Origin of the sequence: Mesorhizobium sp. M7A.F.Ca.ET.027.02.1.1 (assembly GCF_004022985.1) — a bacterium.
In the GTDB taxonomy this organism is placed as follows: Bacteria; Pseudomonadota; Alphaproteobacteria; order Rhizobiales; family Rhizobiaceae; genus Mesorhizobium.
Genome location: NZ_RZOL01000027.1, coordinates 19313 through 31473 on the forward strand (window position 1 = coordinate 19313; position 12161 = coordinate 31473).

The following is a 12161-nucleotide window of genomic DNA, read 5'->3' on the forward strand; positions in this document are numbered from 1 at the left end:
CCCAATGTCACGAAAATGTGACCCGGCGATTATAAGGGGGGTCAAACAGGTACCCCACGCTCCAGCCACCCAACAGCCAGAGGCAAGCCATTATGACTGACCTTCGCTCTCCCGACACCGGATTCCGCACCAGCCTGCTCGAGGAAAACGACGGCCCGGCCATCAATGCCTCCGACAACCGCACCATGGGCGAGATCATCGCCGCGCGGTTCTCGCGCCGCGGCTTCCTCAAGGGCTCGCTGGCCGTCTCGGCCATCGCCGCCACCGTAAGCCCGCTGGCGCTGATCAGCGCCGACGAGGCCCGGGCAGCGGAAGGCTCGGTCTTCGCGTTCGACGAACTCGAGGCCGGCATCGACGACAAGCACCATGTCGCGCCGGGTTACGATGCCGATGTCCTGCTGCGCTGGGGCGATCCGCTTTTTGCCGATTCGCCCGACTTCGACCCGACGAAACAGTCGGCCGAGGCCCAGGCGAAACAGTTCGGCTACAACAATGACTATGTCGGCTACATCCCGATCGACGGCTCAGCCGAACATGGCCTGCTGGTGGTCAACCACGAATACACCAATCCGCATCTGATGTTCCCGGGCATCGTGAAGATCGTCGAAAAGGACGGCAAGAAGTCGGCCGAAGTCGCGCCCCTCTCGAAGGAGCAGATCGATGTCGAGATGGCCGCCCATGGCGGCACCATCGTCGAGATCCGCAAGGACGGTGGCAAATGGCAGGTGGTGCGCGACGGCAAGCTCAATCGCCGCATCACCGCCAACACCGAAATGGCGCTGTCCGGCCCGGTCGCCGGCCATGACCGCGTCAAGACCAAAGCCGATCCGTCCGGCACCAAGGTTTTCGGCACCGTCAACAATTGCGCCGGCGGCGTCACGCCCTGGGGCACCTATGTGATGGCCGAGGAGAACATCCATGGCTATTTTTCCGGCGAGCTGCCGGAAGACCACAAGGAAGCCGCGAACTACAAGCGTCTCGGCATTCCCGAAGGCGCCTATGAATGGGCGGCGCATTACGAGCGTTTCGACCTCGCCAAGGAACCCAACGAAGCCAACCGCTTCGGCTGGATCGTCGAGGTCGATGTCAACGACCCGACCTCGACGCCGAGGAAGCGCACCGCCATGGGCCGCTTCAAGCATGAGGGCGCCGAATCGATCGTCGCCAAGGACGGCCGCGTCGTCTTCTATCTCGGTGACGACGAGCGCTTCGACTACGTCTACAAATTCGTGACCAGGGCCGCGTTCAATCCGAACGACCGTGCCGCCAACAAGGACCTGCTCGACGATGGCACGCTGCATGTCGCCAAGTTCGCCGAAGATGGCACGGTCGAATGGCTGCCGATCGTGTTCGGCCAAGGGCCGCTGACGGCTGAAAACGGTTTCACTGGCCAGGCCGACGTGCTGATCGAGACGCGCCGCGCCGCCGACCTGCTCGGCGCCACCAAGATGGACCGCCCGGAAGACGTTCAGCCCAATGGCGTCAACGGCAAGGTCTATGTCATGCTGACCAACAATTCGAAGCGCAAGGCCGACCAGGTCGACGCTGCCAACCCGCGCGCCGAAAACGCCTTCGGCCACATCATCGAGATCGCCGAGGACGGCGGTGATTTCACGGCCGCCAAGGGCAAGTGGGAAGTGCTGCTGAAATGCGGCGATCCCTCGGTTGCCGATGTCGGTGCCACCTTCTCGACGGCAACGACGGCCAATGGCTGGTTCGGCATGCCCGACAATTGCGCGGTCGATTCGGCCGGGCGTCTCTGGGTCGCGACCGACGGCCAGGGTCCGAAAGCCACTGGCCGCACCGATGGCCTATGGGCGGTGGACACGGAGGGGGCGGCGCGGGCGACCTCGAAACTGTTCTTTCGCGTGCCGATCGGCGCCGAAATGTGCGGTCCGCTGTTTGCGCCCGACGACCAGACCGCCTTCGTCGCCGTCCAGCATCCCGGCGACGGCGGAGAGGACTGGGAAGCGTTCGGGCGCCCCTCTTACTATGAAGACCTGTCGACGCGCTGGCCCGACTTCAAGCCCGACATGCCGGTGCGGCCGTCGGTCGTCGCCATCACCAAACAGGGCGGCGGCAAGATCGCGGTCTGATTGCCCAGTCGCATGGGCAGCAGCGGAGCAGAATTTGCACCGCTGCACCTCGAAGTCGCGGCATGTATCCCTTGGGCTGCGGAGCAGCTCCAGGGGTCTGCGCCGCGTCGCTTCGCTCCTTACTCCGCCCCAGGATGGCGAGGCGACGGGGTGAAGCGGTCAAGCCTCGGGAAAGATTGGCAATTTAAACATGGCGCTCTAGGTCTTTATCAGGAGATCGCCATGTCGAAGTCCGTCTATGACCGTGGCTTGCTCAAGCCAGCCGATATCGCCAAGCTGCAGCGCGTGTTCGACGAGGCCTGCCGGCGGCGCGAGGCACATCCCGATTCCGCCGACGCGCGGGAAATCGCGCTTAACCTGCTCGCCTTGCACAATGCCGGCATGGTGGAAGAGGACATGCTGATGGAAGCCGTCGGTTTCCGGCGGCTGGAACCGAAATCAGCGTGATGCGCTGGATTGGTGCGAGGCCGACCTTGCAATTCGTTTGGCGATCGCCTTGGCCAGGATGCCGGCATTGGCGAAGCAGCCGCGAATGCTTGGCCGCATGCCGGTGAACCACAGACCGGGCAATTTTGGATCGGCTTCGCCACCGTTGAAGAGCGGAACGCCCTTGGCGTCGAGCACGCCGAGCTTGCCGACCATGGGCTCCAGCCCCGTGCGGTAGCCTGTCGCGGCAATGACGATGTCGGGATGGATCAGGCTGCCATTGGCCAGGATCACGCCATCGCGGGTGAATTCCCGTATGCCCGGCACGACGGTGATCTTGCCGGCCTTGATGGCGCCGACGGCGCCGTCGTCGGCGGCGATCGCGGTGTAATCCGAGCTCAGGCGGCTGGCGCCGCCCGCAGGCGCGGGCGGCAGGCCGAATTTGGTCAGGTCGCCGAAAACCAGCCGCTGCGTTGCCGCCATCACCGCATCGGCGAGCCGCAACGGCAAGCGCGCCATGATCGGCGAAAGCCGGTGCACGGCGATCTTGCAGATGCGCTTGGGCAGCAGGGCGGGACCGTTGCGGGCCGACAGCCAGATGGCGGCCGTGTCTATGCCGGCCAGATGATTGAGCGCATCGAAGCCCGAATTGCCGGCGCCGACGACCAGCACTTTTTGGCCCGCATAGGCTTGCGCGTCACCGAAATCCGCCGAATGGATGATGCGCCCGACGAAATCCTTCATGCCTTTCCATTCGGGGGTGAACGGCTGCCTGTCGCGGCCGGTGGCGATGACGACATTGCGGGCGAAGCGCGGTCCGGCGCTGGTGCGCAATGCCCAGTGGTCGCCCTTGAAGGTGATCTCTTCGACCGCGACGCCAAACTGCACCGGCAGCCGGTTCTCCTTCTGGAAATCGTTCATGTGGCGGATGACGACCATTCTTTGCGGAAAGGCGGGCGTGCCAGGGGGAAAGGCGAGACCAGGCAGCGAAGAAAGATCGCGATGGGTGTTGAGATGCAATTGCTGGTGGCGCCGGTGCCAGGGCTCGGCCAGCCGGCTTTCCTTTTCCAGGATCGCCGTAGGCACGCCGGCGTTCATCAAGGCATGCGCGGCGGCCAGCCCGGCAGCACCGGCGCCGACAACGATTGCCGGCTCGACCGTGGCCGGCAGATCCGCAACCGATCTGATTGTCGTATCAGTCATTCACTCGAATCCCATTGGACGTCCCGCCGCAAGGCTCGCAGGACGCTGTAACCGTTTGATCGCGCGCAGGATCCCCTGCAGCAAACCGCGGCCGAATTTCGAGCGATGCGATTTAGCGCCACACGCCGGGCCGCGGTTGCGCTCTATATGGCATATGCGCGATATCAACGGTAATCAGGTCGCGGCAATGTGATTGATTCGAGGCCTTGGGTGGCTGGCGGGTCTCGGTTATCCCCCACGCGCATGCCCGAAATCGAGTCCGATTTTCGAGTCATGCGCAGAATCAAAGTGTTACAGCACCTTGGCGCGTCCTGGACGGCCGGCGCTGTAGGCGGCACGCGGAATCTCGACCATGCCCTCCTTGCGGTTCTATTTCGACAAGATCCTTGAGGCCGCCGCGCCCGAGGTCGAGCGGCAGGCGCTGACCCATATCGAACGCCTGGCACTGGTGCGCCGCTATGGCGACTTCTCGCTCGCCTATTCCACCGCCGTGCAAGGCAAGCTTTCCTATTTCGGCGACGCCGATGGCTACATCGCCTTCGGTACCAAGATGAAGCACCATTTCGCGCTCGGCGACCCGGTGGCGGCTCCGGCGCGTCGGGCCGATTACATCAAGCGCTTCGTCGAGACCGCCGGCAGCCCATGGTTCGTGCAGGTCGGCGAGGACACCGCACGCGTGCTGGCCGGGCTTGGATACAAGGTCAATCGCCTCGGCATCGACACCCGCCTCGCCCTGCCCGAGCATGATTTTTCCGGGAAGCGCAACGAGACCGTGCGCTACTCCGAACGCTGGCTGCTGAAGAAAGGCTTTTCGTTCGAAGAGGACAAGCGCACGATCTACCTCGACGAGATCGCCCGGCTTTCGGAAAACTGGCGCGGCGACCGCATCGTCAAGCGCTGGGAGATGGGTTTTCTCAACCGCCATTTCGCCGACCATCTCGGCACCGACATGCGCCGTTTCGTCCTGCACGGTCCCGATGGCGAACTGGTCGCTTTGCTCGACTTCGACCCGTTGTTCGCCGATGGCAAGGTCATCGGCTACACCACCGCCTTCAAGCGCAAGCATCTCGACGCCTCACCGCATGCCGAGATCGGCCTGACCAAATTCGCCGTCGACCGTTTTCGCGAAGAGGGCATCTCGGTGGTCACGCTCGGCCTGTCGCCGCTCGTCGATGTGGGCCCGAGCGGATTTGCCGAAAGCGATTTCTGGCGCAATGCCTTCCAGCGCGCCTATTCTTCTCCCTGGGTCAATCGGCGCAGGTTCAACCTGCAGGGCCAAGCGGCGTTCAAGCGCCGCTTCCACGGCGTCGAGGAGCCGGTCTACATCGCCTTCCGAAAGGGGACGTATGTCGAGATGCTGGGGTTGCTGCGGCTGGTCAAGGCGATCTAGGTCTGGCGATATTCAGGTGAGGCCGGCCTGCAAATGGCGGCTTCCTGCGCTTCCCTAGTTCTACTGCCACGCAGTAGAACTGAGCTCACGTACAAAAAGTACGCTCCGCTCCGGTTCTCGGAATCCACCATTTTCGACTCGGCCTGACCTGAATCTCAACAGACCTAGCGGCGCTCAGGGCGCTTTCGCCGCTCAGTTCCTGAGCCGGTAGCCGGTCCTGAATATCCAGGCGACGATCGCTATGCAGATCAGCAGAAAGACGATCGTCATGCCGAGGCTGATACCGACCGAGACATCGGATTTGCCGTAGAAGCTCCAGCGGAAGCCGCTGATCAGATAGACGACCGGATTGAACAGCGTCACCGTGCGCCAGATCTCGGGCAGCATGTTGATCGAATAGAAGCTGCCGCCGAGGAAGGTCAGCGGCGTGATGATCAACAGCGGCACCAGCTGCAGCTGCTCGAAACTCTTCGCCCAGATGCCGATGATGAAGCCGAACAGGCTGAAGGTCACCGCCGTCAGCACCAGGAAGGCGAGCATCCAGAACGGATGCAGGATGGTCAGCGGCACGAACAGCGAGGCGGTGGCCAGGATGATCAGGCCGAGAAGGATCGACTTGGTCGCGGCACCGCCGACATAGGCGATGACGATCTCCAGATAGGAGACCGGCGCCGACAGAAGCTCGTAGATCGAGCCGACGAATTTCGGGAAGTAGATGGCAAAGGAGGCGTTGGAGATCGACTGCGTCAACAGCGACAGCATGATCAGACCCGGCACGATGAAGGCGCCGTAACTGATGCCGTCGATCTCGGTGATGCGCGAGCCGATGGCCGAGCCGAAGACGACGAAATACAGCGATGTCGAGATGACCGGCGAGACGATGCTCTGCAGCACGGTGCGGAAAGCACGCGCCATTTCCATCCGATAGATCGCCCATACGGCGCGAAGGTTCATGGCTCCCTCCTCACCAGATTGACGAAGATCTCCTCGAGCGAAGAGTTTTGCGTGTCGATATCGCGGAACTGGATGCCGCCGGCCTCGAGATCGCGCATCAACGAGGCGACGCCGGGCCGCTCGGCCTGATTGTCATAGGTGTAGGTCAGCTGCCCGCCATCGGGCGACAACTCCAGCGCATAGCGCGAGAGCGCCTCGGGAATGGCCGTCAGCGGATTGCGCAGTTCCAGCACCAGCCGCTTGCGGCCGAGCTTGCGCATCAGTTCGGCCTTGTTCTCGACCAGGATGATCTCGCCGCGGTTGATGACGCCGACCCGGTCGGCCATCGCCTCGGCTTCCTCGATATAGTGCGTGGTGAGGATGATGGTGACGCCGTCCTCGCGCAGCCGGCGCACCATCGCCCACATGTCCTGGCGCAGCTCGACGTCGACGCCGGCGGTCGGCTCGTCGAGGAACAGGATGCGCGGCTCATGCGACAGCGCCTTGGCGATCATCAGCCGGCGCTTCATGCCGCCCGACAGGGTGATCGCCTTGGCGTCCTTCTTGTCCCACAGCGACAGGTCGCGCAGCACCTTCTCGACAAAGCCGGGGTTGGCCGGCTTGCCGAACAGGCCACGGCTGTAATTGACCGTCGCCCAGACGCTCTCGAAGGCGTCGATGGTCAGTTCCTGCGGCACCAGCCCGATCAGACCGCGCGCGGCGCGATAATCCTTGTTGATGTCGTGGCCGTCGACGGTGACGGTGCCCGACGAACGGTTGACGATGCCGCAGACGATCGAGATCAGCGTCGTCTTGCCGGCGCCATTGGGTCCAAGCAGGGCGAAGATCTCGCCGCGCTGAATGTCGAGATTGACTTCCTTGAGCGCGGTGAAACCGGTGGCGTAGGTCTTGGAGACCCCGGAAATGGACAGGATGGAAGGCATGGATGAAAACGGCTGCTTGAAAGAGGTCCCCTGATATAGGCCGAATGTCGGTGCTTGCAACCGCAAGTCAATGCCCTGCTGACAGTTCTCGACAATCGTGCCGGCCGGCCGTTGCAGGTGCGGCGCACAGGCCCGGAGTTGCACGGCACGCAACCGGCAAAATTGTCCTGTGGCGTTCAGCCTCGCGGCAGGACGCCGCTTTGACCTGAACTCGCTTCGGGCCTATCCTTCGCGAGTATTTGCAGCAGCCGGAGCCTATCATGGACCCGCTCATACTTTCGCGTATCCAGTTCGGCGCGAATATTTCATTCCATATTCTATTTCCGACGATCACCATTGCGCTGGGTTGGGTGCTGCTGTTCTTCAAGTTGCGTTACAACGCGACCAACGATTCCGCCTGGATGCGCGCCTATTTCACCTGGGTGAAGGTGTTCGCGCTGTCCTTTGCCATGGGCGTGGTTTCGGGCGTCACCATGAGCTTCCAGTTCGGCACCAACTGGCCGGGCTACATGGAAAAGGTCGGCAACATCGCCGGGCCGCTGCTGGCCTACGAAATCCTCACCGCCTTCTTCCTCGAAGCGGCCTTTCTCGGCATCATGCTGTTCGGCTTCCGCCGCGTCTCCAACCGCATCCACACGCTGGCGACGGTGCTGGTCGCCGGCGGCACCACCGTCTCGGCATTCTGGATCATCGCGCTCAATTCCTGGATGCAGACGCCGGCCGGATTCGAGATGCGCGACGGAGTGGCGCATGCGGTCGACTGGTGGGCAATCATCTTCAATCCGTCGATGCCCTACAGGCTGACCCACATGCTGCTGGCGTCGGGGCTGACGGTGTCGTTCCTGATATCAGGCCTGTCGGCGCTGCGCTATCTCACCGGCGACCGCTCGGAATCGATGTGGAAGGCGCTGCGCACCGGCGTCTTCACCGCGGCGATCCTGATCCCGATCCAGATCTTCGCCGGCGACCAGCATGGGCTGAACACGCTGGAGCATCAGCCGCAGAAGATCGCCGCCATGGAGGCCAACTGGAACACCGGCCCCAACGTGCCGCTGGTGCTCTTCGCGCTGCCCGACGAGGCGGCGAAGGAAAACAAATTCGAGATCGCCATTCCCGATGGAGCCAGCCTGGTGCTGCGGCACTCGACCAGCGGCGTGGTGCCGGGGTTGAACGACTATCCCGGCAACCATCCGCCGGTCTTTCCGGTGTTCTGGGGTTTCCGCATCATGGTCGGCACGGGCATATTGATGCTGCTCGTCTCATGGTCGGCGGCCTTCTTCCTCAAGCGCCGGCACAGCCTGCCGAAGCCGCTGGCCATGCTGATGGTGCCGATGGCGCTGTCGGGCTGGCTGGCGACGCTGGCCGGCTGGTACACCACCGAAATCGGCCGCCAGCCCTGGCTGGTGACGGGCGTGCTGAAAACCGCCGACGCGGTCGGCCCGGTGGCCGGCAGCCATGTCGCGCTGACGCTCGCCATATACCTCGTTCTCTATGTGCTGTTGCTGATCGCCTATCTCGGCGTGCTGGTGCACCTGGCGCTGAAGGCGGCGAAGGACGGCGACAACTCGCCGTTGCCCGGCGTGCTCAACGCGCCGATGTCGCAGCCGGCTGCGGGGGAGTGATTTGATATGGCACTCCAGCCGGGCGCCGGCGCGGCCCCTCACCTGCCTGCCGGCATCCTCTCCCCTTATAGGGACGGGGAGAGGGGCGCTCGCATCGACGGTTTCGCCAATCACCAGCGTTGCAAGAAAAGCGCCGAGATTGCGGCCAGCCCCCTTCTCTCCGTCCCTATACGGGGAGAAGTGCCCGGCAGGGTGATGAGGGGCGGCGCCGACTTCGGCAATCGATCTGAAGCCTCGATAGAGCCCCATCCGATCACATCGCGATTAGCCGGCTCTGGTGAGTGAGGAGAAAAAGATGACCTTCGACTGGCCAACCGCGCTTCCGCTGATCTTCGCCGGCCTGATGGGCCTCGCCATCCTGATCTACGTTATTCTCGACGGTTTCGATCTCGGCATCGGCATTCTGTTCGCGGCAGCCGAGGATGCTGAACTGGACACGATGATCGCCGCCATCGGCCCGTTCTGGGACGCCAACGAAACCTGGCTGGTGCTGGCCGTCGGCCTGCTGCTGGTCGCCTTCCCGCTGGCGCATGGCGTCATCCTGACGGCGCTCTACATTCCGGTCTTCGTGCTTTTGCTCGGGCTGATCCTGCGCGGCGTCGCCTTCGATTTCCGCGCCAAGGTGCCAGCTGGCCGCAAGCATCGCTGGAACCGTATTTCTTCCTGGGTTCGCTCATCGCCTCGCTGGCGCAGGGCTATATGCTGGGCGTCTATGTGCTCGGGCTCGATGTCGGCCTCGGCGGCACGGCGTTCGGCGTGCTGGTGGCGTTCTGCCTTGCCGCCGCCTACGCGGCGATGGGCGCCGCCTGGGTGATCTACAAGACCGAAGGCGAATTGCAGAAGAAAGCGGTGCGCTGGCTGCGCACCGCGCTGGTGCTGACCGCGCTCGGCATGGCGGCGGTGTCGCTGGCGACGCCCTTCGCCAGCCCGCGCATCTTCGACAAATGGTTCGTCTGGCCGGAAATGCTTTATCTGTCGCCGCTGCCGATCCTGTCGGCGCTTTTGTTCCTGTGGCTGTGGCGGCAGACCTTCCATCTGCCGAAGCCCGACGACCGCCATTCGCTGATGCCGTTCCTGACGCTGGCCGCCATCTTCGCGCTCGGCTTTGCCGGTCTCGCCTGGTCGTTCTACCCGTTCGTGGTGCCCGATCGCCTGACCATCTGGCAGGCGGCTTCCGCGCCGGAGAGCCTGGCCATCATCCTCGCCGGCACCGTGGTCGTGCTGCCGGTCATCATCTTCTATTCGTTCTATGCCTACCGGGTGTTCGGCGGCAAGGCGACGGATCTGACGTATGATTGACCTGCCGATGCAGGCGCGAGGCACCCCTCTCTGGCCTGCCGGGCAGAGGGGGGTGCTGTCCCGCCGACGCCTCCTCAATAAAGCCGACTCAATTGCTCGCCGACAGCACCAGCACCGGCTTGTCGCTGTAGAGCGCCGGGAACAGCGCCTTCAAATTCGCCACCTTGGGCAGGTCGTTGTAGACGATGTAGGGATAGGTCGGGTTCAGCGTCAGAAAATCCTGATGGTAATTCTCGGCCGGATAGAAGGTCTTGCCGGTTTCCAGCGTAGTGACGATCGGCTCCGGGAACACCTTGGCCTGGTCGAGCTGGGCGATGTAGCTTTGCGCGATCTTCTTCTGTGCATCGTTTTCGGCGAAGATCGTCGAGCGGTATTGCGTGCCGGAGTCCGGACCCTGGAAATTCAGCTGGGTCGGGTTGTGGGCGACCGAGAAATAGACCTGCAGCAGCTGGCCATAGGTGATTTTCGATGGATCGTAGGTGATCTCGACGGATTCGGCATGCCCGGTGCGGCCTGAGCCGACCGTCTCGTAGACGGCGGTGTCCTTGTCGCCGCCGGAGTAGCCGGAGACGGCCCTGGTGACGCCCTTGACGTGCTGGAAGACGCCCTGCACGCCCCAGAAACAACCGCCGGCGAAGATCGCCTTTTCAGTGCCGGCGGCCGCCTTCTCGTCGATTGCCGGCGGCGGGATCTTCACCGCGTCCTCGGCCGAAACCGCCGGTGTCAGCCAGAAGGCGGCGCCAGCGGCGGCAAGTGCAAGCGCGGCGAGGGCGCCTTTGACAAAGCCGAGCGAACGGTTTGAAATCTTGATGTTGGTCATGGTTGCACTCCTCGTGGCTTCCATAGGGATCAGTCTATTGCATCAAATAGTGCGGCGCGACGCACATTCGCGTGCGCCGAATGCGGAATCTTACCGTCAGCGCTGCCCCTCACTGTCCTGCCGGACATCTCTCCCCGTAAAACGGGGAGAGAGCGACTGACCGCGACGCTGGCGTTTCTACCTGCAACACCGATGATTGGCGAAACCGTCGATGAGCGCCCCTCTCCCCGTCACTATACGGGGAGAGGATGCCGGCAGGCAGGTGATGGGCAGCGCCAAGGGCCGCCCTTGTGAATGAACGGCTGAGACGCGGCAGAACTAGTTGGCCGGAGCCATCGCATCCGTTGCCGGTTTCATCGCATCCGTCGCCGGCTTCATGGCGTCGGCGGCCGGCTTCATGGAATTGGTTTCCATCGGATCGGCCGGCTTCATTGCATCGTTTGCAGGCTTCATCGCATCCGCGGCCGGTTTCATGGCATCTGCAGCCGGCTTCATCGCGTTGGTCGCGTCGTCGGCGCGAGCGATGCCGCCGGCAAACAGCGCCGTCGAGCACAAAGCGAGAGCGAGCGCCGGCAGCGTCAGGCGGGAAATGGTCATGATGATCTCCTTGGGTTGGTCGTGAAGGCGCGCCCTCTTGGCGGCCGTGCTATGCGGCGCCGCTCCATGCGGCGTTGCGCAATCTCTTGTTGAAGCGTGATCTAGTTTGTCGCGGCGGCCAGGATCGGTCCGCCACCGGGCGACTGCACGAGCACGGCGGTGCTCAGGCCGCCGGATGCGGCGGGCAGCGGATACGTCGTGGCCGCGCCGGTCCAGCCGCCGAGTTTTTCGAGCGCGTGCACGACATTGGCGTGCGGCAAGGTGCGGCCGGTGTTTTCGCCGCGCGACACCGGCACCTCGACGACGCCCTTGGCATAGTGCACCAGCCAGACATCGGCGTGGCCGCCAGGTACGGCGCCGGCGCCGATGCTGATCTTGCCGCCATCGAGCGACAATGCCGGGCCGCTCGTCCGGCCGCTCACCGAGATCAGCTTTTCGATCTCGCCAGGTGCGGCGCCGACGACATCGGCATGGCCGTTGACCACCACTTGCGGCGTGAACGGCCCGTCATGACCGAGCGCCGGCTCGTAACTGACCTGGCGCCGGGTGAATTCCTGTTTTCCGAAAATGTCCTTCCAGCCGAGATAGTCCCAGTAGGTGACGTTGAACGACAGCGCCAGCACGCCGGGCTGGTCCTTGACCCTGATCAGATTGGCGTTGGCCGGCGGGCAGGACGAGCAGCCCTGGCTGGTGAACAGCTCGACCACGCTGAGCGGCTGGGCGGCGGCCGCACCGAGCGACGCCGCCAGCGCAAGCGCTGAGAGGCTGGACACTGTGACGAACTTGCGGGGCATCGGCTTTCTCCCTGGGCGGCGGCGCCCGAATGGACCG

Annotated in this window: 10 protein-coding genes and 1 pseudogene; 5 read left to right on the top strand and 6 right to left on the bottom strand. The window is 63.6% G+C overall.

Annotated features, from left to right (window positions below):
• The first annotated feature begins 92 nt into the window (after positions 1-92).
• Positions 93-2096, top strand: a complete 2004-nt coding sequence (locus EN749_RS05475; protein ID WP_128288867.1) for a PhoX family phosphatase — start codon at positions 93-95, stop codon at positions 2094-2096.
• 222 nt (positions 2097-2318) lie between these two features.
• Positions 2319-2543 (top strand): hypothetical protein, encoded by a 225-nt coding sequence (locus tag EN749_RS05480; protein ID WP_013528677.1) that lies wholly within the window; start codon positions 2319-2321, stop codon positions 2541-2543.
• Here EN749_RS05480 and EN749_RS05485 read toward each other — a convergent pair.
• Positions 2535-3725, bottom strand: coding sequence for an NAD(P)/FAD-dependent oxidoreductase (locus EN749_RS05485; RefSeq protein WP_128362701.1), 1191 nt, complete (start codon positions 3723-3725; stop codon positions 2535-2537). The genes EN749_RS05480 and EN749_RS05485 overlap by 9 nt on opposite strands.
• A gap of 352 nt (positions 3726-4077) precedes the next feature.
• Between EN749_RS05485 and EN749_RS05490 the strand changes: the two genes are divergently transcribed.
• A complete protein-coding gene (locus tag EN749_RS05490; RefSeq protein ID WP_128362702.1) occupies positions 4078-5115 on the top strand; it encodes a phosphatidylglycerol lysyltransferase domain-containing protein in 1038 nt (345 codons plus the stop codon).
• A 192-nt stretch (positions 5116-5307) separates the two neighbouring features.
• Here the strand turns inward: EN749_RS05490 and EN749_RS05495 are convergent, their stop codons facing one another.
• Both EN749_RS05495 and EN749_RS05500 read right to left on the bottom strand, forming a co-directional pair.
• Positions 5308-6069 (bottom strand): ABC transporter permease, encoded by a 762-nt coding sequence (locus EN749_RS05495; RefSeq protein WP_127268577.1) that lies wholly within the window; start codon positions 6067-6069, stop codon positions 5308-5310.
• Entirely contained in the window at positions 6066-6992 is a 927-nt protein-coding gene (locus tag EN749_RS05500) for an ABC transporter ATP-binding protein (RefSeq protein ID WP_127268578.1), read from the bottom strand. The genes EN749_RS05495 and EN749_RS05500 overlap by 4 nt, the downstream gene beginning before the upstream one ends.
• A 260-nt stretch (positions 6993-7252) precedes the next feature.
• Between EN749_RS05500 and EN749_RS05505 the strand changes: the two genes are divergently transcribed.
• The gene (locus EN749_RS05505) at positions 7253-8614 is read left to right on the top strand and encodes a cytochrome ubiquinol oxidase subunit I (protein ID WP_127808524.1); all 1362 of its coding nucleotides are present in this window, start codon (positions 7253-7255) and stop codon (positions 8612-8614) included.
• 343 nt (positions 8615-8957) lie between these two features.
• Positions 8958-9913, top strand: a pseudogene (locus EN749_RS05515) (cytochrome d ubiquinol oxidase subunit II).
• Positions 9914-10001: 88 nt separating this feature from the next.
• On the opposite strand, the gene msrA reads toward EN749_RS05515, so the two are convergent.
• The 3 genes from msrA to EN749_RS05535 form a co-directional block, all read right to left on the bottom strand.
• Positions 10002-10733 carry a peptide-methionine (S)-S-oxide reductase MsrA gene (gene msrA, locus EN749_RS05520; protein WP_128362703.1) on the bottom strand — a complete coding sequence of 244 codons (732 nt, stop codon included), beginning with the start codon at positions 10731-10733 and terminating at the stop codon, positions 10002-10004.
• 318 nt (positions 10734-11051) lie between these two features.
• Positions 11052-11330: a hypothetical protein gene (locus tag EN749_RS05530; protein ID WP_127808528.1), complete on the bottom strand. Its 279-nt coding sequence runs from the start codon at positions 11328-11330 to the stop codon at positions 11052-11054.
• Between the two features lie 101 nt (positions 11331-11431).
• Positions 11432-12124 (bottom strand): DUF1223 domain-containing protein, encoded by a 693-nt coding sequence (locus EN749_RS05535; protein ID WP_128362704.1) that lies wholly within the window; start codon positions 12122-12124, stop codon positions 11432-11434.
• Positions 12125-12161 lie beyond the last annotated feature (37 nt).

What these genes read in the sequence shown, in the direction of transcription:
- EN749_RS05475 (WP_128288867.1), top strand. Translation starts at nt 93, where the DNA reads ATGACTGACCTTCGCTCTCCCGACACCGGATTCCGCACCAGCCTGCTC.
- EN749_RS05480 (WP_013528677.1), top strand. Translation starts at nt 2,319, where the DNA reads ATGTCGAAGTCCGTCTATGACCGTGGCTTGCTCAAGCCAGCCGATATC.
- EN749_RS05485 (WP_128362701.1), bottom strand. Translation starts at nt 3,725, where the DNA reads ATGACTGATACGACAATCAGATCGGTTGCGGATCTGCCGGCCACGGTC.
- EN749_RS05490 (WP_128362702.1), top strand. Translation starts at nt 4,078, where the DNA reads ATGCCCTCCTTGCGGTTCTATTTCGACAAGATCCTTGAGGCCGCCGCG.
- EN749_RS05495 (WP_127268577.1), bottom strand. Translation starts at nt 6,069, where the DNA reads ATGAACCTTCGCGCCGTATGGGCGATCTATCGGATGGAAATGGCGCGT.
- EN749_RS05500 (WP_127268578.1), bottom strand. Translation starts at nt 6,992, where the DNA reads ATGCCTTCCATCCTGTCCATTTCCGGGGTCTCCAAGACCTACGCCACC.
- EN749_RS05505 (WP_127808524.1), top strand. Translation starts at nt 7,253, where the DNA reads ATGGACCCGCTCATACTTTCGCGTATCCAGTTCGGCGCGAATATTTCA.
- msrA (WP_128362703.1), bottom strand. Translation starts at nt 10,733, where the DNA reads ATGACCAACATCAAGATTTCAAACCGTTCGCTCGGCTTTGTCAAAGGC.
- EN749_RS05530 (WP_127808528.1), bottom strand. Translation starts at nt 11,330, where the DNA reads ATGACCATTTCCCGCCTGACGCTGCCGGCGCTCGCTCTCGCTTTGTGC.
- EN749_RS05535 (WP_128362704.1), bottom strand. Translation starts at nt 12,124, where the DNA reads ATGCCCCGCAAGTTCGTCACAGTGTCCAGCCTCTCAGCGCTTGCGCTG.